Origin of the sequence: Kitasatospora phosalacinea, assembly GCF_030268885.1 — a bacterium.
Classification (GTDB): Bacteria; Actinomycetota; Actinomycetes; order Streptomycetales; family Streptomycetaceae; genus Kitasatospora; species Kitasatospora phosalacinea_C.
In genome coordinates this window covers 119,876-146,557 of sequence record NZ_BSSA01000018.1, presented here as the reverse complement: position 1 = coordinate 146,557, position 26,682 = coordinate 119,876, and the positions used below count along the sequence as shown (strand labels likewise).

Here is a 26,682-nt window from a genome sequence, read left to right as displayed (position 1 = left end):
CGCCCCGAGAACCGCGCGCCCCCGACCGGCCGCGCAGCGGGACCTCAGCGCGCGTGCAGCCGGCTCAGGATCGCGTGGTCGAGCGCCGCCGCCGTCTCCGGCACGGTCAGGTTGGAGTTGTCGATGATCGGCAGCCCCGAGGTGCGCCAGCCCGCCATGCGGCCGTGGATGCGGGCGACCTCGTCGTCGGAGAGGCGGCGATTGCCGGAGCGTTCGGCGTTGCGGGCGAGGACGCGGTCGAGGCCGGGGAGGAGGACGACGGGGATCATGCCGGGGCCGATGTGGCGCTTCCAGCCGCCGAGGCCGATCGCGGGGCGGTCGGGGAAGACCGCGTCGTCGATGATGCAGGAGATCCCGTTGGCGAGGTAGTTGCGGCAGGCGAAGCCGCAGGTGCGGCGGGCCAGGCGGTACTGGGCCTCGGAGGCGGTGTTCCAGCCGGACTGGGGGTTGGCGAAGCCGGACTGGACCCATTCGCGGACGTCGTCGAGGCTGATGTGCGCGGTGGGGGTGGGACGGCGTTCGGCCCAGTAGCGGGCGACGGTGGTCTTGCCCGCACCGGCCGCGCCGATCAGCAGGACGGCGATCGGCCCCATCGGCAGCGGGGCCGGGGGTGCGGGCGACTGGGGCGGCGGGGCGGGCAGCTGGACGGTCCCTCCGGTCGGGAGCAGGAAGTGCCCGGTGCCGCCGGGGGCGACCGGGGCGACGGCCTTGAGCGGGACGGTCGGCCGGTCGGGCCGGGGCGCGGTGGGCCCGAGGACGGGGATCGGCTGGGTGGACCCGGGCGGCAGTGCCGGTGCGTGGTACGGCGGGTGGGGCGCCACCGGCTGCGGGGACGCCGCCGGTCGGGGTGGCACCTGGCCCCCCGCGTGCTGGTTCTGCGCGTACTGGCTCACCGTCACCTCCCTGCGCCGAATGTACACGTGGGCCCGGTGGCGGGCACAAGTCCGCCACCGGGCCGGGGTGCGCTCAGCGGCTGGTCAGCTGCTCCGCGAGGGCGCGCAGGGCGAGTTCGTACGAGCCGAGGCCGAACCCGGCGATGGTGCCGGAGGCGACGGCGGCGACGACCGAGGTGTGCCGGAAGGCCTCCCGGGCGTACGGGTTGGAGATGTGCACCTCGATCAGCGGCGCGGTGCGCTGGGCGGCGGCGTCGCGCATCGCGTACGAGTAGTGCGTGAACGCGCCGGGGTTGATCACCACGGGGGTCTTGGCGTCCGCCGCCTCGTGCAGCCAACCGACCATCTCCGCCTCGGAGTTGGTCTCCCGCACCTCGACGTCGAAACCGAGCTCGGCGCCCAGCTCGGCGCACCGCGCCACCAGCCCCGCGTACGAGGTGGAGCCGTACACGTCGGGTTCGCGGGAGCCGAGCCGCCCCAGGTTGGGGCCGTTCAGGACGAGGACGCGGGTGCTCATCCGGAGACCTCCCCGTAGGCGGCGACCAGCACGGACGGGTCGGGGCCCTCCAGGATGGAGGTCTTGGCCAGGCCGTCCAGGACGACGAAGCGCAGCAGGTCGCCGCGCGACTTCTTGTCGATCTTCATGGCGTCCAGCAGCTTCGGCCAGGCGTCCGCGCGGTAGGTCAGCGGCAGGCCGACGGAGGCCAGCACGGCCCGGTGCCGGTCGGCCGTGGCGTCGTCCAACCGCCCGGCCAGGCGGCCGAGTTCGGCGGCGAAGACCATGCCGATGGAGATCGCCGCGCCGTGCCGCCACTTGTAGCGCTCGTTGCGCTCGATGGCGTGGCCGAGGGTGTGGCCGTAGTTGAGGATCTCGCGGCGGCCGGACTCCTTGAGGTCGCCGGAGACCACGTCGGCCTTGACCTGGATGGCCCGCCGGATCAGCTCCAGGGTGTGCGGCCCGGAGGGGGTGGTGGCGGCCTCGGGGTCGGCCTCGATCAGGTCGAGGATGACCGGGTCGGCGATGAAACCGGCCTTGATCACCTCGGCCAGGCCGGAGACGTAGTCGTGCTTGCCGAGGGTCTCCAGGGTGCCGAGGTCGGCCAGGACGCCCGCGGGCGGGTGGAAGGCGCCGACCATGTTCTTGCCCTCGGCGATGTTGATGCCGGTCTTGCCGCCGACGGCCGCGTCGACCATGCCGAGCAACGTGGTGGGCACCGAGATCCAGCGCACCCCGCGCAGCCAGGTGGCCGCGACGAAGCCCGCCAGGTCGGTGGTGGAGCCGCCGCCGAGGCCGACGACCACGTCGCTGCGGGTGAAGCCGGTCTGCCCCAGCACCGACCAGCAGTACGCGGCGACCTCGGCGCTCTTGGCGTCCTCGGCGTTCGGCACCTGCAGGGCGATCGCCTCGTAGCCCTGCGCGGCGAGGTCCTCGCGGATCGCCTCGCCGGTGGCCTCCAGCGCCTCCGGGTGGATCACCGCGACCCGCTTGGCCTTCGGGCCGATCAGCGGGGCGAGCTCGCCCAGCAGCTGGTGGCCGATCAGCACCTCGTACGGGGCGTGGCCGTCGCTGCCGGCCACCTGGATCCTGACGATGTCGGGGTCAGACATGGGGGTCCTTCAACTCCAGTGCTTCGAGTACGGCGTCGGCGACCTGCTCGGGCGTGCGGCCCTCGGTGTCGACCACGGCGGTGGCGACCTCCAGGTAGAGCGGGCGGCGGGCCTCCATCAGCTCGCGCCAGCGGGCCCGGGGGTTGACCGCGAGCAGCGGGCGGGGGGCGTCCAGGCCGACCCGCTTGACCGCGTCGCCGAGCGCCACCTCCAGGAACACCACGGGCAGCGGGGCCAGCAGCGCCCGGGTCTCCTCGGACGTCACGGCGCCGCCGCCGAGCGCCAGCACGCCGGTGTGGCCGGCGGTGGCGGCCCGGACGGCCTCCCGCTCCAGCTGCCGGAAGTGCGGCTCGCCCTCGTCGACGAAGATCTCCGGGATGGGCTTGCCCGCGGTCCGCTCGATGTCGGCGTCGGTGTCGCGGAACGGCAGGCCGAGGCGCTCGGCGAGGACCCGCCCGACGGTGGACTTGCCACTGCCGGGCGGGCCGACCAGCACCACGGCGGGCCCGGCCGGTGTGCTCATCGGACGATCAGGTTGTCGAGGTAGGACTGCACGTTGCGGCGGGTCTCGGAGACGTTGTCGCCGCCGAACTTCTCCGCCACCGCGTCCGCCAGGACGAGCGCCACCATCGCCTCGGCGACGATGCCGGCCGCCGGGACGGCGCACACGTCGGAGCGCTGGTGGTGCGCCTTGGCGGGCTCGCCGGTGCGCACGTCCAGGGTCTGCAGGGCGCGCGGGACGGTCGCGATCGGCTTCATCGCGGCCCGGACGCGCAGCAGTTCGCCGGTGGACAGGCCGCCCTCGGTGCCGCCGGAGCGGCCGGAGGTGCGCTTGACGCCCTCGGCGGTCGGCACGATCTCGTCGTGCGCCTGCGAGCCGGGGACGCGGGCCAGCTCGAAGCCGTCGCCGACCTCGACGCCCTTGATCGCCTGGATGCCCATCAGCGCGGCGGCCAGCCGGGCGTCCAGCCGGCGGTCCCAGTGCACGTGCGAGCCGAGGCCGACCGGCACGCCGTACGCCAGCACCTCGACGACGCCGCCGAGGGTGTCGCCGTCCTTGTGGGCCTGGTCGATCTCGGCGACCATCGCCTTGGACGCGTCGGCGTCCAGGCAGCGCACCGGGTCCTCGTCGAGCCGGGCCTCGTCGGCGGGCAGCGGCAGCACCCCGGCCGGGGCCTTGGCGGCGGCCAGCTCCACCACGTGGCTGACGATCTCGATGCCGCAGGTCTCCTTGAGGTAGGAGCGGGCGACCGCGCCGAGCGCGACCCGGGCCGCGGTCTCCCGGGCGCTGGCGCGCTCCAGGATCGGGCGGGCCTCGTCGATCGAGTACTTCTGCATGCCCGCCAGGTCGGCGTGGCCGGGGCGGGGGCGGGTCAGCGCCTCGTTGCGGGCCAGGCCCGCGAGCACCTCGGGGTCGACCGGGTCGGCCGACATGACCTGCTCCCACTTCGGCCACTCGGTGTTGCCGACCATGATCGCGACCGGGGAGCCCATGGTCTCGCCGTGCCGGACGCCGCCGAGGAAGGTCACCTCGTCCTGCTCGAACTTCATCCGCGCGCCGCGCCCGTACCCGAGCCGCCGGCGGGCCAGTGCGTCGGCCACCATGGCGGTGGTGACCGGCACCCCGGCCGGCAGGCCCTCCAGCGTCGCGACCAGAGCGGGGCCGTGCGACTCCCCCGCCGTGAGCCAGCGCAAGCTACCCACCGAAAGCTCCTTCGTCAGCGGCCCGCGCCGTGAACGGCGGCCGGCCCGGCGTCTCGTCCTGCCCGGCCGCGGAACGCGACGGGGCGGCTCCGATCCTTTCACGTCCCGCAGGTCACCGGGGCCGCGGTCCGCGTGGCGGACAGCCGACGTCAGGAATTGGACATCCTCGTCACCCCGCGAGCGCCGCCTCCCCCGCCGCCCGCATCGCGGCCAGCGGCCCGCGCGGCACGCCGGTGAACCGCTCGAACTGCAGCACGGCCTGGTGCACCAGCAGGTCGAGCCCGCCCAGCACGGTGCCGCCGCGCTCCAGGCAGGCCGCGGCCAGCGCGGTCGGCCACGGGTGGTAGAGCACGTCGAACAGCACGCCCGGCGCCGCCGTCAGCTGCGCCGCGAAGCCGTCGGTCGCCCCGACCGGCGTGGTGGAGACGGTCAGCGGCCCCTCCAGCGCCCGCGCGCCGTCCGCCCAGTCGGCGGTGCGCACCGGCACGCCGAGCCGCTCCCCGAGCGCCCGCATCTCGGCGGCCCGCTCGGCGCTGCGCACGTACGCGGTCACCTCGCCGTCGCAGACCTGGGCCAGCGCGGCCAGCGCGGAGGAGGCGGTGGCCCCGGCGCCCAGCACCGCGGCCGCCCCGACCCGCTCGACGCCGCGCTCACGCAGCGCGTTGACCAGGCCGGGGACGTCGGTGTTGTCGCCGTGCCGCCGCCCGTCGCGGTCGAGGACCACCGTGTTGACGGCGTCCACCGCGCGGGCGGTGTCGCTGACGGTGTCCAGCAGCGGGCGGATCGCCCGCTTGAGCGGCATGGTCAGCGACAGGCCGGCCCACTCGGCGGGGTCGAGCCCGGTGACGAAGTCCGCCAGTGTCGATTCGTCGACCTCGTGGCGGCCGTACTGCCAGTCGGTGAGGCCGAGCGCGGCGTACCCGGCGTTGTGCAGGGCCGGGGAGAGCGAGTGGGCGATCGGGGAGCCGAGCACGGCGGCCCGGTGCGGGGTGGTCACGTGGTGGGCCTTTCCGAGGGGGCGGGGCGGTGCAGGAAGACGTCGACCGGGTCCTCCGACTCCGGCGCGAAGCCGTGCCGCTCGTACAGCCGCCGGGCGGGGCTGCCCTGCAGCACGTTCAGCCGGACGGCCAGGCCCGCGGCGTCGGCCCGCCGCAGCGCCGCGCGCAGCACGGCGGTGCCCAGGCCGCGGCCGTGCAGCGCCGGGCGGAGGTAGAAGTGCTCCAGCAGCAGGGTGCCGGGGCGTTCGTCGGGGGCGAGCGCCAGGCAGCCGGCGAGCGGCTCCGGGTCGCCGGGCAGTTCGACCACCGAGGTGTGCTCGGGCCGGTACGCGTCGCGCAGCCGCTGCCGGACCCGGTGCTCGTCGTAGCGGCCGAGCCGTTCCAGGTCGGGGCGCATCGCGGCGGCCCGCAGTGCGGCCAGCGGCTCCAGGTCGGCCGCGGTGGCGGGGCGCAGCGTCCAGGCCGGGGCGGCGTCGCTCACTCGGTGCCCCGGCGGGTGCGGGCGGACCAGCGGCCCTCGCTGTGGGAGATCCGGATCGGGTGCCGGAAGCACTCGGAGACCAGCTCGGTGGTCAGCACCTCGCGGGCGGGCCCGGCCGCGGTGGTCAGGCCGTCGCGCAGCAGCAGGGCGTGGCTGGTGGTCTCGGGGAGCTCCTCCAGGTGGTGGGTGACCAGCACGGACGCCACCTCCGGGTAGCGGGCGCGCAGTTCGTCCAGGCTCTCCAGGAGCTGTTCGCGGGCGGTCAGGTCGAGTCCGGTGGCGGGTTCGTCGAGCAGCAGCAGCCGGGGCTCGGGCATCAGCGCGCGGGCGATCAGGACGCGGCCGCGCTCCCCCTGGGAGAGGGTGGTCCAGGGGCTCTCGGCGCGGTGCGCGATGCCCAGGGTGTGGATCAACTCCTCGGCGTGGTCGAGCTGTTCGGCGGTGGGCTTGTGCCACAGGTCGGGCTCGATGGTCTGCGTGGTGCCGGTCAGCACGACCTGGCGGACGGTCAACGGGGAGCGCAGCGGGTGCCGTGGGTTGACGTGCCCGAGGTGGGCGCGCAGCTCCCGGACGTCGACCTTGCCGAGCTGCCGCCCGAGCACCTTCACGGTGCCCGCGGTGGGGTGCTCGACCGCGCCGAGCAGCGACAGCAGGGTGCTCTTGCCCGCCCCGTTGGCGCCGAGCACCGCCCAGTGCTCCCCGGCCCGGACGGTCAGCGACACGTCCCGCAGCAGGTACTGCCCGCCCCGCACCACGTCGACGTGGGCGGCCTCCAGCAGCGCGGGCTCGGACGGGTGCGGGGTGCTCTGCGGTGTCTCCATCCGCCTCACGCTACCCGCACCACCCGCCCGCCCCGCAAAGCCGTACCGCCCACCGGACGCCCGTCGCCCGCGCCCCGGTCAGGACGTGCAGGCGACGTGCTTGGCGTCGTACTTCATGCCCTTGCCCAGGCACCACGCCTCGGTGTTCTTGGCGTGCTCCTCGCCGGTCGCCGCGAACTTGGTCTCCTGCGGCGAGACGGCCAGCCAGTAGGCCCAGTTGCCCGGCGTCGGGTTGAGGACGGCGTCGATCGCCTCCTTGCCGGGGTTGCCGATCGGGGTCGGCGGCAGGCCCGGGTTGACGTACGAGTTGTACTTGTTGGAGCCGTCGTTGATCTCGGCCTCGGTCAGCTTGGTGCGGCCGAGCCCGTACTGCAGGGTGGTGTCCAGGCCCAGCTTGTGCTGGGTGATGTTGGTGGTGAGGCGGTTGGAGATGGCGCGGGCCATCTTGCCGAAGTCCTCGGAGTTGTTGCCCTCGGCCTGCAGGATGCTGGCCTCGGTGATCACCTCGTACGCGTTCTTCAGGCCGAGCTTCTGCGCCGCGTCGTCCAGCTTGAGGTCGCCGTACTGCTGGACGGCGTTGGCGACCATCTGCTTGAGCAGGTCCTCGGGCTTCATGCCGTCGGCGATCGAGTACCGGGCGGGCCACAGGAAGCCCTCCGGGTTGTTGTTGGCGTACGCGGGCAGGCCCAGGCCGCCGGCCTGGTCCTTGGCGACCTTGGCGGTGGTGCCGCCCTGGAGCTTGAGCTTCTCGTCGATCCGCTTGTAGATGTCGACGGCCTTCAGGCCCTCGGGGATGATCAGCGCGTTGCCGCCGTTGGACTCCACCAGTTCCTTGAACGCCTCGGCGGCGGACATCTGGTGCTTCATGGTGTAGACGCCGGGCTGGATGCTGCGGCCCCGGGGGTCCTTCTCGTACTCGGCGCTGAACGCCTTGACGCTCTTGACCACGCCCGCGTCCAGCAGCGCCTTGCCGATCGCGTCGCCGCCGGCGCCGTCCTTGACGGTGATGTTCACCGAGCCGCTGCCCGCGCCCTTGTAGTCCGGCGGGGGGCCGAAGTGGTCCTGGTAGAAGCCGTAGCCCCACCAGCCCGCGCCGCCCAGGCCGCCGAGCAGCACCAGGGCGACCAGCAGGCAGGCGCCGCCGTTGCGGCGGCCCGACTTCTTGCCCTTCTCCTTGCGCTTGCGCTCGGCCTCGCGGGAGTCGTCCTGCTCGGAGAGGAACGAGCCGCCCCGGCCCTCCTCCTCGTCGTCCAGGTACTCGTCCTCGGCCCAGTCCTCGGGCTCCGCCACCGGCTCGGCCGGGCCGTCGAGGGCCGCGGCCTCCGCCTCCCAGTCGATCCCGTCCGGCCCGGGCCCGCCCGCCGGCTCCGGCCGCGGCGCCGGGGGCTGCTGCCCGCCCTGCGGCGGCTGCTGCATCCCGGGCTGCTGCTGGGCGAACTGCTGCTGCCCGCCGAACGAACCGCCCTGCTGCTGCGGGTACCCCTGCTGCTGGACGAACTGCTGCTGCCCGCCGTAGCTGCCGCCCTGCTGCGGGTAGCCCTGCTGCATCCCGGGCTGCGGCTGGGCGAACTGCTGCTGGCCGCCGAACGAACCGCCCTGCTGCTGGGGGTAGCCCTGCTGCGGCTGCACGAACTGCTGCTGCCCGCCGTAGGTACCGCCCTGCTGCTGCGGGTAACCCTGCTGCTGGACGAACTGCTGCTGCCCGTACGGGTCCTGGGGCTGGGGCTGTTCGCCGGGGTACCACGGCTGGTCGCCCTGGGAGCCGTAGCGCCCACTCTGATCAGTCATCGATCCCCTTTGCCGCATCCAGGGTGTCCGTCGAACCGGCGTGCTATCAGCAGCACGTGATGGGAGACGTTACCGTACCGCAGCGTAGCCAAATGGCCCGACCGAGGGGCGTTCACCGTTCACGGGGACGGGGAGGGCTGGGAGGGGGAGGACGGGGCCGGGGAGTGCTGGGCCCGGTGGGCGTTGAACTCCTCGACGTTCTTGCGCTGCTGCTCCTCGCTGTCGGTGAAGCGGGTGTCGCCGGGCTGGACGGTGACGAAGTACAGCCAGTCACCGTCCGCGGGGTTGATCGCGGCGCGCAGCGCGTCCCGGCCGGGGTTGCCGATGGGGGTCGGCGGCAGGCCGGGGTGGGCGTAGGTGTTGAACGGGGAGTCGAGCCTGGTGTCGTCCTGGGTGGTGGTGAGGGTGGAGCGGCCGAGTGCGTAGTTGATGGTGGAGTCGAGTTGGAGCGGCATCTTCTTGGCCAGCCGGTTGTAGACGACCCGGGCGACCTTGGCCATGTCCTCGGGGTTGTCGGCCTCGGCCTGGGCGAGGCTGGCGACGGCCAGCAGCCCGTACGGGGAGACGCCGTTGGCGGCGGCGGCGTCGGCGACGGAGGGGCCGGAGAGGGTGCCCTGGGCCTCCTTGACCATGTCCTGGAGGAGGGTGAGGGCGGTGCTGTCGCCGGTGACGGGGTAGGTGGCGGGGTAGAGGTAGCCCTCCAGGTGGCCGCTGGCCTCGGCGGGCAGGCCCAGGTCGGCGAGGTGCTGCTCGGCGGTGGCCTTGGCGGTGCCGGGCTTGAGGCCGAGCCGGGCGTCGATCGCGGCGAAGACCTGGGTGGAGCGCCAGCCCTCGGGGACGGTCAGCGCGTTGGCGTTGGACGGGTCGAGCAGCACGTTCAGCGCCGAGACCGCCGACATCCGCTCCTTGAGGGTGTACGTGCCGGGGTGGATGTTGCTGCCCGCCGGGCTCTTGGCCGCGGCCTCGGTGAACGCCCGGGTGGAGGCGATCACGTGCTTGTCGGTCAGGGTCCTGCCGATCTGGGTGAGGCTGGCGCCCTGGGCGACCGACACCTGCACCTGTCCGCTGCCGCCGCCCGCGAAGTCGGGTGCGGGCTGCTTGCCCTCGGGCCAGAGCACGAACACCGTGAGCGCCACCGCCATCACCACCCCCAGCAGCCCGGCCACGCTCAGGCAGCACGCGGCGCGGGTGCGCAACTGCTCCGGGTCCGGCGGCTCGACGCCGTACGGCAGGCCGGGCGGGGCGCCCTCGGGCTCGACGACGGGGGCACCGAGGTGGCCGGGGGTGAGTCCGGGCGCGGTGTACGGGTCGGTCACGGGGGCCCTTCCGGCGGCGGGCAAGGAGAGAGGGTCCGTGCGGACGCGCGTCCGCACGGACCCTCTACCGGGAAGCTAGCCCGTACCGATCAGATGACCGGCTCGACACTCTCACCGGGCGCCCGACCGCTCACCCGTTCGGTCTCAAGGGCCGACTGCAGGATCACCACGGCGGCGGCCTGGTCGATCACCGAGCGGCCCTTCTTCGCCGACCGGCCGGAGGCCCGCAGCCCGGCGGCGGCGGTGACGGTGGTCATCCGCTCGTCCACCAGCCGCACGCCGACGGGGTACAGCAGTCCGGCCAGCCGGCCCGCGTACTCGCGGACCTTGGCGGCGGCCGGGCCCTCCTTGCCGTTCAGCGAGCGCGGCAGGCCGACCACCACCTCGATCGCCTCGTACTCCTCGACGATCGCCTTCAGCCGGGCCTGCGAGCGGCCCCCGGCGGGGACGGTCTCCACCGGCGTGGCGATCAGCCCGTCGGGGTCGCAGACCGCGACCCCGATCCGGGCGTCACCCACGTCGACGGCGATCCGCCGGCCGCGCCGGAAGACCCGCTCCTCGATGTGCTCGTCACTCACGCGCGCTCGGCCACCAGCGCCCGCACGGCCTCGATGGCGTCCGCGACGGCGGCCGGGTTGGTGCCGCCGCCCTGCGCCACGTCGTCCTTGCCGCCACCGCCGCCGCCGAGGGTCTTGGCCGCGGCGCGGACCAGCTCGCCCGCCTTGATGCCGCGCCCGCGGGCGTCCTCGTTGGTGGCGATCACGGTCAGCGGGCGGTCGTTCGCGACGGTGAACGCGGCGACCACGGCCGGACGGGAGCCGAGCCGGGCCCGGACGTCCAGCACCAGCTTGCGCAGCTCGTCCGCGCCGGTGCCGTCACCGACCCGGGCGGCGACCAGGGCCACGCCCCGGACGTCCTCCGCGCCCTCGGCCAGGCCCGCGGCGGCCTGCAGGACCTTCTCCGCGCGGAACTTCTCGATCTCCTTCTCGGCGTCCTTGAGCTTGGCGAGCATCCCGGAGATCTTCTCCGGCAGCTCCTCCGGGCGGCCCTTGACCAGCTCGGTCAGCTGGGAGACCACGGTGTGCTCGCGGGCCAGGAACTTGTACGCGTCGACGCCGACCAGCGCCTCGACGCGGCGCACGCCGGAGCCGATCGAGGACTCGCCGAGCAGCTTCACCAGGCCCAGCTGGGCAGTGTTGCCGACGTGCGTGCCGCCGCACAGCTCCTTGGAGAAGTCGCCGATGGTGACCACGCGCACCGAGTCGCCGTACTTCTCGCCGAACATCGCGATGGCGCCCTGCTTGCGGGCCTCGTCCATCGTCATCACCTCGGCGGTGACGTCGAGTTCGCGGACCAGCACCTCGTTGATCTTCTGCTCCACGTCGGTCAGCACCGAGCCGGGGACGGCCGCGGGCGAGCCGAAGTCGAAGCGGAAGCGGCCCGGCGCGTTCTCCGAACCGGCCTGGGCGGCGGTCGGGCCGAGCGCGTCGCGCAGCGCCTGGTGGGTCAGGTGGGTGGCCGAGTGGGCGCGCGAGACGGCCCGGCGGCGGTCGGTGTCGATGGTGGCGTACGCGGACGCGCCCAGCACCACCTCGCCGAACAGCACCCCGCCGGAGTGCACGATCACGCCGGGCACCGGCTGCTGGACGTCCCGGACCTCGACGACCGCGCCGGAGTCCAGCCGGATCCGGCCGTGGTCGGCGAGCTGGCCGCCGCCCTCGGCGTAGAACGGGGTGCGGTCGAGGATCAGCTCGACCTCGTCGCCCTCGGTGGCCGCCGGCGAGGGCACGCCGTCCACCAGCAGGCCGACCACGGTGGCCTCGCCCTCGGTGTTGGCGTAGCCGGTGAAGACGGACGCCCCGGCCCGGTCGGCGACCTCGCGGTACGCGGCGACGTCGGCGTGGCCCATCTTCTTCGCCTTGGCGTCGGCCTTGGCCCGGTCGCGCTGCTCCTGCATCAGGCGGCGGAACCCGGCCTCGTCGACCTGCAGGCCCTGCTCCTCGGCCATCTCCAGGGTCAGGTCGATCGGGAAGCCGTAGGTGTCGTGCAGCTTGAACGCCTGCTCGCCGGAGAGCACCGCGCCGCCGGACTGCCTGGTCTCGGTGACCGCGGCGTCCAGCAGGTTGGTGCCGGAGCGCAGGGTCTGCAGGAAGGCGTTCTCCTCGGCGACGACGACCGTCTCGATCCGCTTGCGGTCGGTCTCCAGCTCCGGGTACTGCGGAGCCATCGCCTTGATCGAGATGTCGATCAGGTCCTTGGCGACCGGCTCGGTGGCGCCCAGCAGCCGCATGTTGCGGATCGCCCGGCGCAGGATGCGGCGCAGCACGTAGCCGCGGCCCTCGTTGCCGGGGGTGACGCCGTCGCCGACCAGCATCAGCGCGGTGCGGAAGTGGTCGGTGACCACGCGCAGCGACACGTCCGACTTGTGCTCGGCGCCGTAGGTGTGGCCGGTGAGCTCGGCGGCGCGGTCGAGGATCATCCGGCTGGTGTCGATCTCGAAGAGGTTGTCGACGCCCTGCAGGACGGCGGCGAGGCGCTCCAGGCCGAGGCCGGTGTCGATGTTCTTGCTCGGCAGGTCGCCGAGGATCTCGAACCCGTCCTTGCCGTCGCCGTGGCCGCGCTCGTACTGCATGAAGACCAGGTTCCAGATCTCCAGGTAGCGCTCGCCGTTGACCGCCGGGCCGCCCTCCTCGCCGTACGCGGGGCCGCGGTCGTAGTTGATCTCCGAGCACGGGCCGCACGGGCCGGGGACGCCCATCGACCAGAAGTTGTCCTTCATGCCCAGGCGCTGGATCCGCTCGGACGGGACGCCGATCACGTCGCGCCAGATCTGCTCGGCCTCGTCGTCGTCCTTGTAGACGGTGATCCAGAGCTTCTCGGGCTCCAGGCCGTAGCCGCCGTCCGCCACCGAGCTGGTCAGCAGCTCCCAGGCGAACTTGATGGCGCCTTCCTTGAAGTAGTCGCCGAACGAGAAGTTGCCGCACATCTGGAAGAAGGAGCCGTGCCGGGTGGTCTTCCCGACCTCCTCGATGTCCAGGGTGCGCACGCACTTCTGCACGCTGGTGGCGCGCGAGAACTGCGGCTTGATCTCGCCGAGGAAGTACGGCTTGAAGGGCACCATGCCGGCGTTGACCAGCAGCAGGGTGGGGTCGTCGGCGACCAGCGAGGCCGACGGTACGACGGTGTGGCCGCGCTCCTCGAAGAAGCGCAGCCAGCGGCGGCGGATCTCTGCCGACTCCATCAGTGGGGGTCCTTCCGATCGGTCGTGCGGCCCGGCAGCTCGCGCTGTCGGGGCTTGGCAACGATGGTCTGGGGGGTGGTGCGGCGCGGGGCGCGCGGGGACGGGGGCAGGGCGGCGGCCGGGGAGCCCGGGGCCGCCGAGATAGCTCGGGCCCCGTCGTCCGCGGGCGCCGACCCGCTCAGCGCGCGGCGGCGCGGCGGCTCGACGACCGCGGTGCCGTCCAGTCCGAGGTCGGCGCGCAGCTCGCGCTCGCGCTCGTCCATGCCGGAGCGGACGTCCCGGGCGAAGCGCCTGGCGGCGTCGCCGAGCTGCAGGGCGCCGCGGGCGGCGGTGCCGGACAGCGAGTCCGGGGTGAGGCGGTGCACCGCCTCGTTGGCCTTGTTCATGGCCCAGACCGTGGCGCCCGCGCCGACGGCCATCCAGAAGATCCTGCGCACCATCGCCGTCAGCCCCTCACGGCCCGGCGGACCCGGGCCAGCAGCCCGCCGCGCGGAGCCGTCGCGGCCCGCACCTCGGCCCGGATCAGCCGGGCCAACTCCTCGCGCTCACCGGCCTGTTGGGGCACCGCGAGCGATCCGTCCCGCTGCCGGGCGACAGCCTTGCGCACCCCGTAGCTGAACGCCGCCACCTTCACCAGCGGCCCGCCCAGCGTCGCGGCCACGGTGGAGGACAGCGCCTTGGCGTCGGCCGCGGCGTCCTGCACGTTGGCGGTGATCTCGTCGACCCGCTCCAGCTGCTCGTGCGCGCTGCGGACGGCGGCGTTCGCGTCCTGCAGCAGCGGCACGGCCTGCTCGGTGACGGCGGCGACCAGCACGGTCGCCTCCCGCAGCACTTTGGACAGCCGCACCAGCACCACGGCGAGCAGGGTGACCAGGACCGCCCAGAAGACGGCGACCAGCAGCCCGGCCAGCTCTCCCACGGACACCTTCGCGCGCTCCCTCGCCTGTGCGGCCAATTCGTCAAGCCTAGGGTTGAACCCTATCGCGACAGCGCCGTCTTCCCCGACCGGTATATCCGCCGGTGGGCCCGTCCCCGGCCCGGCCGGAGGCGCGGACGCCGCGCGTAACCTACCGTCAGGTCACCTCGTTGGGGGTTTGGCTCGCGGAGCGCGGGCCGGCAGGTTCCGGTTCTCCCATCGCGACGGGGGCGTCCATGGTCAGCAGGTCGGCGGCGCCCGGGGGCCCGGGGCGGCTCCCCGCCGAGGTCACCAGCTTCGTCGGCCGGGGCGCCGAACTCGCCGCGCTGACCGCCCTGGTGGGCCGGGCCCGGCTGGTCACGGTGACCGGCCCGGGCGGCGTCGGCAAGTCCCGGCTGGCCCTGCGCGCCGCCGCGCAGCTCGCCGGGGGCTTCCCGGACGGCGCGCACCTGGCCGAGGTCTCCGCCGTGCAGGACCCGCTGCTGCTGGGCCACGCCGTGCTGGAGGCGCTGCGGCTGACCGACCACACCGCCCGCCCGCCGCTGGACGTGCTGGTCGAGCAACTCGCCGACCGCGCGGCCCTGCTGGTGCTGGACGGCTGCGAGCACCTGGTCGACGCCTGCGCCGAGCTGGTGGACGCGCTGCTGCGCGCCGCCCCCGGCCTGCGGGTGCTCGCCACCTCCCGGCAGTCGCTGCGCGCCGCGGGCGAGCACCTGCTGCCGCTGGCCCCGCTGTCCTGCGGGCCGACCGCCGACCGGGACGGCGCGGAGCCCGAGGCGGTGCTGCTGTTCGCCGACCGGGCCGCCGCCGTCCGGCCCGACTTCCGGCTGGACTCCCGCAACCGGGACGGGGTGGAGCTGCTGTGCCGCCGGCTGGACGGCATCCCGCTGGCCCTGGAGCTGGCGGCCGGCCGGCTGCGTGCGCTCTCGGTCGAGCAGTTGGCCGCCCGGCTGGAGGACCGCTTCCGGCTGCTCACCGGCGGCGACCGGACGTCCCCGGACCGGCACCGGGCGCTGCGCACCGCGATCGGCTGGAGCCACGAACTCTGCACCATGCAGGAACGTTTACTCTGGGCCCGCCTCTCGGTCTTCGCCGGGGGCTTCGACCTGGACGCCGCCGAGTACGTCTGCGCGGGCCGCGGCCTGGACGCCGACGACGTCCTGGACCTGGTCGACTCGCTGGTCGACAAGTCCGTCCTGGACCGGCTCGACGACGACGGCACCGTCCGCTTCCGGATGCTCGACACCCTGCGCGAGTACGGCGGCCACTGGCTGCGGGCGGGCGGCGACGAGCAGCGGCTGCTGCGCCGCCACCGCGACTGGTACCTCGGCGTCGCCACCTGGGGCGAGGTCGAGTGGTTCGGCCCCCGGCAGGCCGAGACCGCCGAACGCACCCGGCTCGCCCACGCCAACCTGCGCGCCGCTCTGGAGTTCTCGCTCGCCGAGCCCGGCGAGGAGCAGTTCGCCCTCGTCCTGGCCGGGACGCTCTGGTACTTCTGGGTCGGCACCGGCCACCTCGGCGAGGGCCGGCACTGGCTCGACCGCGCCCTCGCGCTGGCCCCCGAACCCACCGACGCCCGGGCCAAGGCGCTCTGGGTCACCGGCTACCTCGCCACCCTGCAGGGCGACCTGGACCGGGCCCGCCCCGCCCTGGAGGAGTGCCGCCGCCAGGCCCTGGACACCGGCGACGACCGGGCGCTGGCCTACGCCGTCCACCGGCAGGGCTGCGCCGCCCTGATCAGCGACGAACCGGCCCGCGCCGCCGAGCTGTTCGAGGAGGCGCTGTGGCACTACGACGCGCTCGGCGAGCTCAACGCGAACGTCCTGATGGCCATGTTCGAACTCGCCCTCGCCCACCTCTTCCAGGGTGACGAGGAGAGCGGCCGGGCCTGGGTCGAGCGGGTCCGCGAGACCTGCGAGGAGCACGGCGAGCAGTGGGTGTACGGGTACTGCCTGTACGCGATGGCCCTCGCCCGGCGGCAGGCGGGCGACCTGCGGCCGGCCCGGGCCTTCGCCCGCGAGTCGATGCGGCTGAACCACCTGTTCCGCGACCTGCTGGGCATCGTGCTGTCGATGGACCTGCTGGCACTGCTGGCCACCGAGGGCCCGGACGCCGACCTGCACGAGGCCCGGGTGCTGCAGGGCGCCGCGCACCGGCTGTGGCGGGCCGTCGGCACCCCGTTCTTCGGCTCCCGCTCCTTCAACGGCCCGCACCGGGAGTGCGAGCAGCGCGCCCGCGACGGCCTGACCGAGCAGGAGCACGCGGCCGCCTTCCGGATCGGCTCCCGGCTCGACCTGGACGCCGCCGTCCGCCGCGCCCTCGGCGGCGAGCACCCCGGGACTTCCGGCGGGAAACGGGAAACGCCCCCGCGGTCCGAGGACCGAGGGGGCGTTCCGCTCGCGGGTCAGCGCGAGTAGTACTCGACGACGAGCTGCTCGTCGCAGATGACCGGAACCTCGCGGCGCTGCGGCGCGCGGTCCAGGCGGAAGGCCAGGGCCTTCAGGTTGACCTCGAGGTACTTCGGGGTCTGGCCCTCGCCGGCGTTGCCGCCCTCGCGAGCCACCTGGAAGGGGACCTTCTCCTTGGACTTGTCCTTCACCGTGACGACGTAGCCCGGCTTCATCTGGAACGACGGCTTGTTGACCTTCGAGCCGTTGACCTCGATGTGGCCGTGCACGACCATCTGGCGGGCCTGGTAGATGGTGCGGGCGATGCCCGAACGCAGGACCAGGGCGTCGAGGCGGGTCTCCAGCAGGCCGACGAGCGCCTCACCGGTCTTGCCCTCGACCTTCTTGGCGGCCTCGAAGGCACGCGCCATCTGCTTCTCGCTGAGGTCGTACTGCGCGCGCAGACGCTGCTTCTCGGTCAGACGGACCTTGTAGTCAGAGTTCTGCTTGCGGCCGCGGCCGTGCTGGCCGGGCGGGTACGGGCGGGCCTCGAAGTACTTGACGGACTTCGGGGTCAGCGGAACGCCGAGGGCACGGGCGATCTTGACCTTGGGGCGCTTCTGGTTCGCCATGTTTCCTTTTCCTGTTCAGATACGGCTGTCACCAGGTGTTGACGGAGGACGCTCCTCGCGGTCCGGAGAAAAACCGTCCGTTGCCGGACGGTCAGCCGCTCTCCGCGACCGGGCACTATGTGCTTGCACACGAGAGGCCCACCGACCGGGAAGGGTGGTGGGCTGCCCGCGACACCGAAGACCGGTGCGCGCCGCTCCTGGGGGAACTCCCTTGCGGGAGGCCCCGGTTCGGTGCCCCGCTGGTGCGGCCGGTCGCTCCTCGCGGAACCCCGGGCCCGGGACACACCCCCCTACTATACGGGACTCCCCGCTCCCCCCCGGCTACTCCCCCTTGAGCCGGGCCCTGGTCCACTCGGCGATGTCCGCGTACCGGGCCTCGCCGCCCCGCCTGGTCGGCTTGTAGTACTCCTTGCCGTGCACCTCGTCCGGCGCGTACTGCTGGGCGGCGATGCCCTCCGGCAGGTCGTGCGGGTACTGGTACCCCTTGCCGTGCCCGAGCTTCTTCGCCCCGCCGTAGTGGGCGTCCCGCAGGTGCGGCGGCACCGCCCCGGCCAGGCCCTGCCGGACGTCCGCCAGGGCGGCGTCGATGGCCAGGTACGCGGCGTTCGACTTGGGCGCCAGGGCCAGCGCGATGGCCGCCTGGGACAGGATGATCCGCGCCTCCGGGAAGCCGATCAGCGCGACCGCCTGGGCGGCGGCGACGGCGGTGGGCAGCGCGGTCGGGTCGGCCAGGCCGACGTCCTCGCTGGCCGAGATCATCAGGCGGCGGGCGATGAAGCGCGGGTCCTCCCCGGCCTCGATCATCCGGGCCAGGTAGTGCAGCGTGGCGTCCACGTCGCTGCCCCGGATCGACTTGATCAGCGCGCTCGCCACGTCGTAGTGCTGGTCGCCGTCCCGGTCGTAGCGCACCGCGGCCTGGTTCACCGCCGTCTCGGTCGCCGCCAGGGTCAGCACCTTCTCGCCCTGCTCCAGCGCCGCCCCCGCGGCCGCCTCCAGCGTGGTCAGCGCCCGCCGGGCGTCGCCCCCGGCGAGGCGCACCAGGTGGTCCTCCGCCTCCGGGCTGAGCTCCACGCTGCCGCCCAGGCCCCGCTCGTCCACGGTGGCGCGGCGCAGCAGGGCGCGGACGTCCTCGTCGGTGAGGGACTCCAGGGTCAGCAGCAGGCTGCGCGAGAGCAGCGGCGAGATGATCGAGAAGTACGGGTTCTCGGTGGTCGCGGCGATCAGGGTGACCCAGCGGTTCTCCACCGCGGGCAGCAGCGAGTCCTGCTGGGCCTTGGAGAAGCGGTGGATCTCGTCCAGGAACAGCACCGTCTCCCGGCCGCTCATCCCCACCGCCCGCCGGGCCCCGTCGATCACGGCCCGGACCTCCTTGACGCCGTGCGTGATCGCGGAGAGCTCGACGAACCGGCCCTCCACCGCCCGGCTGATCACGTGCGCCAGCGTGGTCTTGCCCGTCCCCGGCGGCCCCCACAGGATCACCGAGCTGGTCGCCGCGGGCCCCTTCGCCCCCGCGACCAGCCGCCGCAGCGGGGAGCCGTCCCGCAGCAGCTTCTGCTGCCCGGCCACCTCCTCCAGCGTCCGCGGCCGCATCCGCACCGCGAGCGGGGCCCGCCCGGGCTCGGCGCTCTGGCGTTCCTCGGCAGCGTGCGTGAAAAGGTCGGGCTCGTCCACGCCACGAGCCTATGCGACGGCTCCGACAGTTCCCCGCCCCTCCCCGTTCCGCTACTCGAAGCGCTCCGGGTCCCCCGCCCCGTACCGGACGATCTCCGCCACCCCGTCCGAGAAGTCGACGACCGTCGTCGGCACCGTCCCGCACTCGCCGGAGTCGACGACCGCGTCGAGCACGTGGTCGAGGCTCTCCTTGATCTCCCAGCCCTGGGTCATCGGCTCCTCCTCGCCGGGCAGCAGCAGGGTGCTGGAGACCAGCGGTTCGCCGAGTTCGGCCAGCAGGGCCCGGGTGACGGCGTGGTCGGGGATGCGGACGCCGACGGTCTTCTTCTTGGGGTGGAGGAGCCGGCGCGGCACCTCCTTGGTGGCGGGGAGGATGAAGGTGTAGCTGCCGGGGGTGGCGGCCTTGACCGCGCGGAAGACGTTGTTGTCGAGCTGGGCGAACTTCCCGAGCTGGGCGAAGTCCTCGCACATCAGGGTGAAGTGGTGGCGCTCGTCGAGCCGCCGGATGGTGCGGATGCGGTCCAGTCCCTCGCGGTTGTCCAGGCGGCAGCCGAGGGCGAAACAGGAGTCGGTGGGGTACGCGATGAGGGCGCCGTCCCGGATGCTCGCGACCACGGTGGAGATGGTGCGCGGCTGGGGCGTCTCGGGGTGCACGTCGAAGTACTTCGCCATTGCTCGACCCTACTGCCCGGACTGCGCCAGCACCGTCGCGGCGTGGTCGAAGACGTACTTCTGGAGGTCGCGCGGGGGCCGCTGGTAGCCGCGGGGCCCGGGGCGGGGCGGCAGGGTGACGGCGGGCTTGACGACCTCGTGGTACGGGACGGTGGAGAGCAGGTGGGCGATCATGTTGAGGCGGGCGCGGCGCTTGTCGTCGCTCTCGACGACGTTCCAGGGCGAGTCGGGGATGTCGGTGTAGACGAACATCTCGTCCTTGGCCCGCGAGTAGTCCTCCCAACGGGTGAGGGACTCGACGTCCATCGGGGAGAGCTTCCACTGCCGCATCGGGTCGTCGAGCCGGTCGCGGAAGCGGCGCTCCTGCTCGACGTCGCTGACCGAGAACCAGTACTTGCGCAGCAGGATGCCCGCCTCGACCAGCATCCGTTCGAAGGTGGGGCACTGGTGCAGGAACTGCCAGTACTCCTCGTCGGTGCAGAAGCCCATCACCTTCTCGACGCCGGCCCGGTTGTACCAGGAGCGGTCGAACAGGACCATCTCGCCGGCGGCCGGGAGCTGCTCGACGTAACGCTGGAAGTACCACTGGCCGCGCTGGCGCTCGGTGGGGGCGGGGAGGGCGGCGATCCGGGCGACCCGGGGGTTGAGGTACTCGGTGACGCGCTTGATCGCGCCGCCCTTGCCCGCCGCGTCGCGGCCCTCGAAGACGACGACCATCCGGACGCCCTCGGTGCGGACCCACTCCTGCAGCTTGACCAGCTCGCCCTGGAGGCGGAGCAGTTCGTCCTCGTAGACCTTCTTGGGCATCCGCTTGACCCGGCCGGTCCTCTTCCCCGCCGTGTCGCCCTTGCTCGCCTTGCCGCCCTTGCTCGCCCTGTCGCCCTTGCTCGCCGCCACTGCGTGCCTCCGCTCACCGCGCCGTTGACGATCCCTCAGGCTAAGCCGCTGCGGGCCTCCGCGCAGGTCGAGCGCCTTCCCCCGGTCCGGCACCGGCGGCCCCCCGTACCGCCGGTGCCGGTCGCGCCGGGGAAGGCCGGACAACTGTGCGACACCCCTGGGGGCCGGGTCCAATGCATTGGTCCATAACCTGGTGGCATGGACGTGGACACCCGGATGTTGCGTTACCTGGCGGTGGTCGGCGAGGAGGGGCAGCTGACCTCGGCCGCGGCCCGGCTGGGGGTGAGCCAGCCGACGCTGACCAAGCAGGTGCGGGCGCTGGAGCGGGAGTTGGGGGTGGAGCTGTTCCGCCGCTCGCGGGCCGGGGTGGCGCCGACGGCCGCGGGCGCGGAGCTGCTGGCGCACGCCGCGCCGCTGCTGGCGGGCTGGGAGGAGGCGCTGCGGGCGACCCGGCGGGCGGCGGCCGAGGCGGGCGGGGAGCTGCGGGTGGGCTTCGAGGGGTCGACGATCAACCTGCTGGGCCGGGCCGCGGTGGAGGACTTCGCCCGCCGGATGCCGGGCTGGCGGGTGCGGATGCGGCAGAACAACTGGTTCGACGAGTCCTCCGGCCTGGCCTCGGGCGAGCTGGACCTGGCGCTGTGGCACGCCCCGGCCTCGATGACCGAGCGGTACGCGCACGTGCTGCTGGGCACCGAGGAGCGCTGGGTGGTGCTGGCGGCCGACCACCGGCTGGCGGCCCGGTCCGCGGTGGACGCGGCGGAGCTGTGGGACGAGCCGTTCGTGGCCGTCCCGGAGCAGGCCGGGGTCTGGCGGGACTACTGGCTGGGCGCGCCGGACCGCGGCGGGCGGCCGGCCCGGATCGGGGCGGTGGCGCACAACTCGGACGAGTGGATGGCCGCGGTGGCCTGCGGGCAGGGGGTGGGGTTCGCACCGCGCTCGGTGGGGCGCTGGGCGGGCCGTCCGGACGTGCGCTGCCTGCCGGTGCACGGGCTGAGCCCGAGCCTGGTGGGGCTGTTCCGACTGCCCGGCCGGGCGGCGACACCGGCCATGGAGGCGTTCACGGAGTCCTGTCGGCTGCACCTCGAGGTGCAGTTCCGGGCGACCGGTGGCGGCCGGTCACCTGCGGGAACGGGGGCTCAGACCTCGGCGAACGGCGCGGGGTAGCGGCACACGCCGTGCGGGGCGCCGTCGGCGCCGGGCAGCCGCAGGGCCTGGAAGTACCCGTCGGGGACGTCGAACGGCCCGGTGATCCGGTGCCCGGAGGCCGGGGTGAAGCCGAACCGGCCGTAGTAGCCCGGGTCGCCGAGCACCACCACGACGCGCTCCCCGGCCTCGGCGGCCGCCTCCAGGGCGGCCCGCACCACGGCGGTGCCGACGCCCTTGCGCTGCCACTCGGGGGCGACCGCGACGGGCGCCAGCGCGAGGCCCTTGCCGTTGCCGATCCGCAGCCGGGTGAGCAGCGCGTGCCCGATGACGACCTCGCGCTCGTCCACCGCCACCAGGGACAGGGCGGGCAGCCAGGCGGCGTCGCGGCGCAGCGCGTCCACCAGGTCCGCCTCTTCGGGGCCTGGGAAGGCCGCCATGTGCACCCGCCGGGTCTCGGCGGTGTCGGAGGGGAGTTCCACTCTGGTTCGTACGGTCATCCTCGACCCTTCTTGCGCTCTGCACCCCGTTGTGCAGCGTTCCGGGTGGTGCAGCGTTCCGGCCCCGGGCGGTGGCAGCCTACTCCTGGCGGGCGCGCACCGGCCGGGGCCGGAACAAATCGTGATCTCTGTGATGCCCCGTCAGGATCGGACGGGTCTTGTGACGGACCGTCAGGCGGTCGGCTCGGCCTCGGCCTTGGCGGTCTCCTTGGCCTTGGGCTGGGCGTCCACGCCCGCCTCGCGGCGCTGGGCCGGGGTGATGGCGGTGGGGGCGCCGGTCAGCGGGTCGCCGCCGGTGGAGGTCTTCGGGAAGGCGATGACGTCCCGGATGGTGTCGTAGCCGCCCAGCAGGGTGACCACGCGGTCCAGGCCGAGCGCGATGCCGCCGTGCGGCGGCGGGCCGTAGTTGAAGGCGTCCAGCAGGAAGCCGAACTGCGCGGCGGCCTCCTCCTCGGACAGGCCGATCGCGTCGAACGCCCGCTTCTGCACCTCGCGCTGGTGGATGCGGATCGAACCACCGCCCAGCTCCGAGCCGTTGAGCACCAGGTCGTACGCGTTGGAGAGCGCGCTGCCCGGGTCGGTGTCGAAGGTGGCGAGCGACTCGGCGGTCGGCGCGGTGAAGGGGTGGTGCACCGCGTGCCAGCCCTGGAACTCGCCCTTGTCGTCCTCGATCGGCTCGAACATCGGGAAGTCCACGACCCAGAGGAAGGCCCACTGGGACTCGTCGATCAGGTTGCAGCGGCGGCCGATCTCCAGGCGGGCGGCGCCGAGCAGTTCCTGCGAGGCGGTCTTCTTGCCCGCGGCGAAGAACACCGCGTCGCCGGGCTTGGCGCCCGCGGCGGCGGCCAGGCCGGACAGGTGCTCCTCGGACAGGTTCTTGGCGACCGGGCCGCGCAGCTCGCCGGTCTCGGCGTCCACCAGGACGTACGCGAGGCCGCGGGCGCCGCGGGCCTTCGCCCAGTCCTGCCAGGCGTCGAGCTGCTTGCGGGGCTGCGAGGCGCCGCCGGGCATCACGACCGCGCCGACGTACGGCGCCTGGAAGACCCGGAACTCGGTGCCCTTGAAGTACTCGGTGAGGTCGGTCAGCTCCTGGCCGAAGCGGACGTCCGGCTTGTCGGAGCCGTAGCGCGCCATGGCGTCGGCGTAGGAGAGGCGGGGCAGCGGGTTGGGGATCTCGTACCCGTGCACCTCCTTCCAGATCCGGCCGACGATCTTCTCGCCGAGGGCCAGCACGTCCTCCTGGTCGACGAAGGACGCCTCGATGTCGAGCTGGGTGAACTCCGGCTGCCGGTCGGCGCGGAAGTCCTCGTCGCGGAAGCAGCGGGCGATCTGGTAGTACCGCTCCATGCCGGCCACCATCAGCAGCTGCTTGAACAGCTGCGGGGACTGCGGCAGCGCGTACCAGTGGCCCGGCTGGAGGCGGACCGGGACGAGGAAGTCGCGGGCGCCCTCGGGGGTGGAGCGGGTCAGGTACGGGGTCTCGATGTCGAGGTAGTCGTTCTCCTCCATCACCGTGCGGATGATGTGGTTGACCTTCGAGCGCAGCCGCAGCGCGCGGGCCGGGCCCTCGCGGCGCAGGTCGAGGTAGCGGTAGCGCAGCCGCACCTCCTCGTTGACCGAGCCGGGCTCGTACTCGGCGACCTGGAACGGCAGCGGCGCGGCCTCGGACAGCACCTCGATCGACTCGACGACGACCTCGACCGCGCCGGTCGGGATCTCCGGGTTCTCGTTGCCCTCGGGGCGGACCCGGACCTCGCCGACCACCTTCACGCAGTACTCGGAGCGCAGCCCGTGCACCGACTCCAGGTCGCGGACCACGACCTGCACGGTGCCCGAGGCGTCCCGCAGGTCGATGAAGGCCACGCCGCCGTGGTCGCGGCGGCGGGCCACCCAGCCGGCCAGGGTGACGGTGGTGCCGGCGTGCTCCGCGCGGAGCGTGCCTGCGTCGTGCGTGCGGATCACAGCTGCTTCTCCTTCAGGGTGGTGACGAGCGCCTCAAGGGCGACGGGGGTCTGCTCGCCGGACTCCATGTCCTTGAGCTGGACCACGCCCTCGGCGAGGTCCCGGTCGCCCGCGATCAGGGCGTAGCGCGCACCCGACCGGTTGGCGGACTTCATGGCGTTCTTGATGCTCTTCACGCCGAAGGCCAGGTCGGTGGCGACGCCGGCCCGGCGCAGCTCGACCACCTTGGCGAACAGCACGTTCTTGGCCTCCTCGCCGAGCGCCACCGCGTACACCTCGGTGGTGGCGGGCAGGTCGAGGACGACGCCCTCGGCCTCCAGCGCGAGGAAGGTGCGGTCCACGCCCAGGCCCCAGCCGACCGAGGGCAGCGCCGGGCCGCCGAGCATCTCGGACAGGCCGTCGTAGCGGCCGCCGCCGCCGATCGCGGACTGCGCGCCCAGGCCGCCGTGCACGAACTCGAAGGTGGTGCGGGTGTAGTAGTCCAGGCCGCGCACCAGCTTGGGGTCGTCGACGAACGCGACGCCCGCGGCGGTGAGCAGCTCGCGGACCTTCTCGTCGTACGCCTTGCAGTCCTCGCACAGGTAGTCGCGCAGCTTGGGCGCGTCCACCAGCTGGGCCTGGACGGCCTCGCGCTTGTCGTCCAGGACGCGCAGCGGGTTGATCTCGGCGCGGCGGCGGGTCTCCTCGTCCAGGTCGAGACCGGCCAGGAACCCGACCAGCGCGGTGCGGTAGACCGGGCGGCACTGCTGGTCGCCGAGCGAGTTGAGCAGCAGGCGGTAGTCGCGCAGCCCGAGCGCGCGGAAGGCGTCGTCGGCCAGGATGATCAACTCGGCGTCCAGCGCCGGGTCCTCGGCGCCGATCGCCTCCGCGCCGACCTGGGAGAACTGCCGGTAGCGGCCCTTCTGCGGCTTCTCGTAGCGGTAGAAGTTGCCGGAGTACCAGAGCTTGACCGGCAGGTTGCCGAGCTTGTGGAGGTTGGCCTCCAGCGCGGCGCGGACCACCGAGGCGGTGCCCTCGGGGCGCAGCGCGAGGTCCTCCTCGCTGCGCTTGGTGAGGGTGAACATCTCCTTGGTGACGATGTCGGTGGACTCGCCGACGCCGCGGGAGAACAGCTTGACGTCCTCGAACACCGGGGTCTCGACGTAGCCGTACCCGGCCCGGCGCAGCGGCGCGGACAGCCGCTCGCGGATCGCCAGGTAGGCGGCCGAGTTGACCGTGGGCAGCAGGTCGTAGGTGCCCTTGGGGGCGGTGAAGGTGCTCAACTTCTCTTCCGTCACATTCCTCGTCGCGGGAAGGCCGGCGCGCCCTGCGCACCGCCCGCCTGCTGGAGGTAGGGGTTGGTGGCGCGCTCTCGGCCGATGGTGGTCTGGGAGCCGTGGCCGGAGAGCACCACGGTCGCGTCGTCGAGGGGCAGGCACACCCGGGCCAGCGAGCGCATGATCGCCGCGCTGTCTCCGCCCGGGAGGTCGGTACGCCCGATGGAGCCGGCGAACAGCAGGTCGCCCGAGAACAGGACCGGGGGGATGTCCTGGGAGGCGGGCGTCCTGAACGTCACCGACCCCCCGGTATGGCCCGGGGCGTGGTCGACGGTGAGCTGCAGCCCGGCGAGTTCCAGCACGCCGCCGTCGGTCAACTCGCGGACGTCGTCCGGCTCGCCGACGGTGATCGAGCCCATCAGCTGCTGCCCGAGCGAGCGGCCGAGCGCCTTCTCCGGGTCGGCCAGCATGTAGCGGTCCTCGGGGTGGATCCAGGCGGGGACGCCCCGCGCGCCGCAGACCGGGACGACCGAGGCGACGTGGTCGATGTGCCCGTGGGTGAGCAGCACCGCGACCGGCTTGAGCCGGTGCTCGCGGACCAACTCCTCGACGCCGCGCGCCGCTTCGTGGCCCGGATCGACGATCACGCACTCCTCGCCGGCGGCGGGAGCGACCAGGTAGCAGTTGGTGCCCCAGGCCCCGGCGGGGAATCCGGCGACGAACACGCGAGTCCTTACGTTTCATGGCGGCGGTCTGCTTTTCCCCCGCAGCCTACCGGCGCCACCGGGCCGCGGGCGAACCGGTTACCTGGCGCGTTCAGCCGTTTCTCATGTCGAGCTGATCCCGTACTGACGCGCGGGGTCCTTACACTGGGCCGCCAGCGGGTGCGATGATCCGCACACAACAAACCAAGTCCCCCGTTCCCACAGTCCGGCAGGAGAGACGCCCGGTGGTCAGCAGCGAACAGCGGCGGCGGCAGCTCGCCCGTGAGAAGTACGAGCGCCAGATGCAGGCCCGCGCGGAGGCCGCCGCCAAGCGCAGGAAGCGCAACGCGGTGGTCGCCTCGGTGCTGGCGGTGCTGGTGGTCGCCGGCGTCGCGACCGTCGCCGGCGGCGTGTTCGACTCGGACAAGAAGAAGGACAGGACGGCGTCCGCGGCGCCCTCCCCGTCCGCCAGCGGCAAGCAGTGGGCCGCCGAGCCGGCCATGTCGATCGACACCGCCGCCCAGTACACCGCGACGATGGACACCTCGGCGGGCAAGGTCACCTTCACCCTGGACGCGGCGAAGGCCCCGCACACCGTCAACTCCTTCGTGTTCCTGGCCGGTCAGCAGTTCTGGGACGGCACCAAGTGTCACCGGCTGACCACGGAGGGCATCTACGTCCTGCAGTGCGGCGACCCGACCGGCACCGGATCGGGCGGCCCCGGCTACTCGTTCGCCGACGAGAACCTGACCGGCGCGACCTACCCCGCGGGCACCGTGGCGATGGCCAACTCCGGGCCGAACACCAACGGCAGCCAGTTCTTCCTGGTCTACAAGGACACCCAACTGCCGCCCAACTACACCCCGTTCGGCAAGATCACCGGCGGTCTGGACGTGCTGCAGAAGATCGCCGCCGCCGGTGTCCAGGGCGGTGGCGGCGACGGCGCGCCCGCGACCCCGGTCAACGTCACCGGCATCACCACCGCCAAGGGCTGACCCGCCGCGAAAATCGACCGGCGCCGGATGCGGACAGCACCGGCGCTGGTCGCCTATGTTGCTGTTGTATAGGGTGCCCTGACCGTCGGCCGTCACC

General features: G+C 73.3%; 25 protein-coding genes. 3 read left to right on the top strand and 22 right to left on the bottom strand.

Annotation, left to right across the window (positions count from 1 at the left end; genetic code table 11):
• Positions 1 to 44: 44 nt before the first annotated feature.
• The 14 genes from QSK52_RS24485 to QSK52_RS24420 all read right to left on the bottom strand — a co-directional run bounded on the left by QSK52_RS24485 (position 45) and on the right by QSK52_RS24420 (position 13,775).
• Positions 45 to 893, bottom strand: a complete 849-nt coding sequence (locus QSK52_RS24485; RefSeq protein ID WP_435053346.1) for an AAA family ATPase — start codon at positions 891 to 893, stop codon at positions 45 to 47.
• A 73-nt stretch (positions 894 to 966) separates the two neighbouring features.
• Positions 967 to 1,410 carry a type II 3-dehydroquinate dehydratase gene (aroQ, locus tag QSK52_RS24480; protein WP_285738286.1) on the bottom strand — a complete coding sequence of 148 codons (444 nt, stop codon included), beginning with the start codon at positions 1,408 to 1,410 and terminating at the stop codon, positions 967 to 969.
• A complete protein-coding gene (gene aroB / locus QSK52_RS24475) occupies positions 1,407 to 2,501 on the bottom strand; it encodes a 3-dehydroquinate synthase (RefSeq protein ID WP_285738285.1) in 1,095 nt (364 codons plus the stop codon). Before aroB ends, aroQ begins: the two co-directional genes overlap by 4 nt.
• On the bottom strand, positions 2,494 to 3,024 hold the full coding sequence (locus tag QSK52_RS24470) for a shikimate kinase (protein WP_285738284.1): 531 nt from the start codon (positions 3,022 to 3,024) through the stop codon (positions 2,494 to 2,496). Before QSK52_RS24470 ends, aroB begins: the two co-directional genes overlap by 8 nt.
• The gene (aroC, locus tag QSK52_RS24465) at positions 3,021 to 4,205 is read right to left on the bottom strand and encodes a chorismate synthase (protein WP_285738283.1); all 1,185 of its coding nucleotides are present in this window, start codon (positions 4,203 to 4,205) and stop codon (positions 3,021 to 3,023) included. The genes QSK52_RS24470 and aroC overlap by 4 nt, the downstream gene beginning before the upstream one ends.
• 169 nt (positions 4,206 to 4,374) lie before the next feature.
• On the bottom strand, positions 4,375 to 5,202 hold the full coding sequence (locus tag QSK52_RS24460; RefSeq protein ID WP_285738282.1) for a shikimate dehydrogenase: 828 nt from the start codon (positions 5,200 to 5,202) through the stop codon (positions 4,375 to 4,377).
• A complete protein-coding gene (locus QSK52_RS24455) occupies positions 5,199 to 5,684 on the bottom strand; it encodes a GNAT family N-acetyltransferase (protein ID WP_285738281.1) in 486 nt (161 codons plus the stop codon). The genes QSK52_RS24460 and QSK52_RS24455 overlap by 4 nt, the downstream gene beginning before the upstream one ends.
• Positions 5,681 to 6,505, bottom strand: a complete 825-nt coding sequence (locus QSK52_RS24450) for an ABC transporter ATP-binding protein (RefSeq protein ID WP_285738280.1) — start codon at positions 6,503 to 6,505, stop codon at positions 5,681 to 5,683. Before QSK52_RS24450 ends, QSK52_RS24455 begins: the two co-directional genes overlap by 4 nt.
• A gap of 78 nt (positions 6,506 to 6,583) precedes the next feature.
• Positions 6,584 to 8,293 carry an endolytic transglycosylase MltG gene (mltG, locus tag QSK52_RS24445; RefSeq protein WP_285738279.1) on the bottom strand — a complete coding sequence of 570 codons (1,710 nt, stop codon included), beginning with the start codon at positions 8,291 to 8,293 and terminating at the stop codon, positions 6,584 to 6,586.
• A gap of 119 nt (positions 8,294 to 8,412) precedes the next feature.
• Positions 8,413 to 9,609, bottom strand: a complete 1,197-nt coding sequence (gene mltG / locus QSK52_RS24440) for an endolytic transglycosylase MltG (protein WP_285738278.1) — start codon at positions 9,607 to 9,609, stop codon at positions 8,413 to 8,415.
• Between the two features lie 89 nt (positions 9,610 to 9,698).
• A complete protein-coding gene (gene ruvX / locus QSK52_RS24435; RefSeq protein ID WP_285738277.1) occupies positions 9,699 to 10,187 on the bottom strand; it encodes a Holliday junction resolvase RuvX in 489 nt (162 codons plus the stop codon).
• A complete protein-coding gene (gene alaS / locus QSK52_RS24430; RefSeq protein WP_285738276.1) occupies positions 10,184 to 12,850 on the bottom strand; it encodes an alanine--tRNA ligase in 2,667 nt (888 codons plus the stop codon). Before alaS ends, ruvX begins: the two co-directional genes overlap by 4 nt.
• Positions 12,850 to 13,290 carry a DUF6167 family protein gene (locus QSK52_RS24425; RefSeq protein ID WP_285738275.1) on the bottom strand — a complete coding sequence of 147 codons (441 nt, stop codon included), beginning with the start codon at positions 13,288 to 13,290 and terminating at the stop codon, positions 12,850 to 12,852. The genes alaS and QSK52_RS24425 overlap by 1 nt, the downstream gene beginning before the upstream one ends.
• A gap of 5 nt (positions 13,291 to 13,295) precedes the next feature.
• Positions 13,296 to 13,775 carry a DUF948 domain-containing protein gene (locus QSK52_RS24420; protein ID WP_285738274.1) on the bottom strand — a complete coding sequence of 160 codons (480 nt, stop codon included), beginning with the start codon at positions 13,773 to 13,775 and terminating at the stop codon, positions 13,296 to 13,298.
• Between the two features lie 227 nt (positions 13,776 to 14,002).
• On the opposite strand from QSK52_RS24420, the gene QSK52_RS24415 reads away from it, so the two are divergent.
• Complete coding sequence (locus tag QSK52_RS24415; RefSeq protein ID WP_285738273.1) at positions 14,003 to 16,183, top strand: ATP-binding protein; 2,181 nt, start codon at positions 14,003 to 14,005, stop codon at positions 16,181 to 16,183.
• Here the strand turns inward: QSK52_RS24415 and rpsD are convergent.
• The 4 genes from rpsD to ppk2 form a co-directional block, all read right to left on the bottom strand.
• The gene (gene rpsD / locus QSK52_RS24410; protein ID WP_285738272.1) at positions 16,171 to 16,785 is read right to left on the bottom strand and encodes a 30S ribosomal protein S4; all 615 of its coding nucleotides are present in this window, start codon (positions 16,783 to 16,785) and stop codon (positions 16,171 to 16,173) included. The two genes, QSK52_RS24415 and rpsD, sit on opposite strands and share 13 nt — an antisense overlap.
• Before the next feature lie 321 nt (positions 16,786 to 17,106).
• Entirely contained in the window at positions 17,107 to 18,456 is a 1,350-nt protein-coding gene (locus QSK52_RS24405) for a replication-associated recombination protein A (RefSeq protein WP_285738271.1), read from the bottom strand.
• Positions 18,457 to 18,507: 51 nt separating this feature from the next.
• Positions 18,508 to 19,128: an L-threonylcarbamoyladenylate synthase gene (locus QSK52_RS24400; protein ID WP_285738270.1), complete on the bottom strand. Its 621-nt coding sequence runs from the start codon at positions 19,126 to 19,128 to the stop codon at positions 18,508 to 18,510.
• Positions 19,129 to 19,137: 9 nt separating this feature from the next.
• Positions 19,138 to 19,935: a polyphosphate kinase 2 gene (ppk2, locus tag QSK52_RS24395; RefSeq protein WP_285738319.1), complete on the bottom strand. Its 798-nt coding sequence runs from the start codon at positions 19,933 to 19,935 to the stop codon at positions 19,138 to 19,140.
• A 288-nt stretch (positions 19,936 to 20,223) separates the two neighbouring features.
• Here ppk2 and QSK52_RS24390 point away from each other — a divergent pair, with 288 nt between their 5' ends.
• On the top strand, positions 20,224 to 21,189 hold the full coding sequence (locus tag QSK52_RS24390) for a LysR family transcriptional regulator (protein ID WP_285738269.1): 966 nt from the start codon (positions 20,224 to 20,226) through the stop codon (positions 21,187 to 21,189).
• Here QSK52_RS24390 and QSK52_RS24385 read toward each other — a convergent pair.
• From QSK52_RS24385 to QSK52_RS24370, 4 genes are all read right to left on the bottom strand, one after another.
• Complete coding sequence (locus tag QSK52_RS24385; RefSeq protein ID WP_285738268.1) at positions 21,162 to 21,668, bottom strand: GNAT family N-acetyltransferase; 507 nt, start codon at positions 21,666 to 21,668, stop codon at positions 21,162 to 21,164. The genes QSK52_RS24390 and QSK52_RS24385 overlap by 28 nt on opposite strands.
• 171 nt (positions 21,669 to 21,839) lie before the next feature.
• Complete coding sequence (gene aspS, locus QSK52_RS24380; protein ID WP_033211585.1) at positions 21,840 to 23,630, bottom strand: aspartate--tRNA ligase; 1,791 nt, start codon at positions 23,628 to 23,630, stop codon at positions 21,840 to 21,842.
• On the bottom strand, positions 23,627 to 24,892 hold the full coding sequence (gene hisS, locus QSK52_RS24375) for a histidine--tRNA ligase (protein WP_285738267.1): 1,266 nt from the start codon (positions 24,890 to 24,892) through the stop codon (positions 23,627 to 23,629). Before hisS ends, aspS begins: the two co-directional genes overlap by 4 nt.
• 11 nt (positions 24,893 to 24,903) lie before the next feature.
• Positions 24,904 to 25,611 carry an MBL fold metallo-hydrolase gene (locus QSK52_RS24370; protein WP_285738266.1) on the bottom strand — a complete coding sequence of 236 codons (708 nt, stop codon included), beginning with the start codon at positions 25,609 to 25,611 and terminating at the stop codon, positions 24,904 to 24,906.
• Positions 25,612 to 25,835: 224 nt separating this feature from the next.
• Between QSK52_RS24370 and QSK52_RS24365 the strand changes: the two genes are divergently transcribed.
• Positions 25,836 to 26,585, top strand: a complete 750-nt coding sequence (locus QSK52_RS24365; protein ID WP_285738265.1) for a peptidylprolyl isomerase — start codon at positions 25,836 to 25,838, stop codon at positions 26,583 to 26,585.
• The last annotated feature ends 97 nt before the right edge of the window (positions 26,586 to 26,682 follow it).

Coding starts and splice junctions, on each gene's coding strand:
- QSK52_RS24450 (WP_285738280.1), bottom strand. CDS start 6,505: ATGGAGACACCGCAGAGCACCCCGCACCCGTCCGAGCCCGCGCTGCTG.
- QSK52_RS24415 (WP_285738273.1), top strand. CDS start 14,003: ATGGTCAGCAGGTCGGCGGCGCCCGGGGGCCCGGGGCGGCTCCCCGCC.
- QSK52_RS24470 (WP_285738284.1), bottom strand. CDS start 3,024: ATGAGCACACCGGCCGGGCCCGCCGTGGTGCTGGTCGGCCCGCCCGGC.
- QSK52_RS24425 (WP_285738275.1), bottom strand. CDS start 13,290: ATGGTGCGCAGGATCTTCTGGATGGCCGTCGGCGCGGGCGCCACGGTC.
- QSK52_RS24400 (WP_285738270.1), bottom strand. CDS start 19,128: ATGGCGAAGTACTTCGACGTGCACCCCGAGACGCCCCAGCCGCGCACC.
- ppk2 (WP_285738319.1), bottom strand. CDS start 19,935: ATGCCCAAGAAGGTCTACGAGGACGAACTGCTCCGCCTCCAGGGCGAG.
- aroB (WP_285738285.1), bottom strand. CDS start 2,501: ATGTCTGACCCCGACATCGTCAGGATCCAGGTGGCCGGCAGCGACGGC.
- QSK52_RS24390 (WP_285738269.1), top strand. CDS start 20,224: ATGGACGTGGACACCCGGATGTTGCGTTACCTGGCGGTGGTCGGCGAG.
- alaS (WP_285738276.1), bottom strand. CDS start 12,850: ATGGAGTCGGCAGAGATCCGCCGCCGCTGGCTGCGCTTCTTCGAGGAG.
- rpsD (WP_285738272.1), bottom strand. CDS start 16,785: ATGGCGAACCAGAAGCGCCCCAAGGTCAAGATCGCCCGTGCCCTCGGC.
- aroQ (WP_285738286.1), bottom strand. CDS start 1,410: ATGAGCACCCGCGTCCTCGTCCTGAACGGCCCCAACCTGGGGCGGCTC.
- QSK52_RS24385 (WP_285738268.1), bottom strand. CDS start 21,668: ATGACCGTACGAACCAGAGTGGAACTCCCCTCCGACACCGCCGAGACC.
- mltG (WP_285738279.1), bottom strand. CDS start 8,293: ATGACTGATCAGAGTGGGCGCTACGGCTCCCAGGGCGACCAGCCGTGG.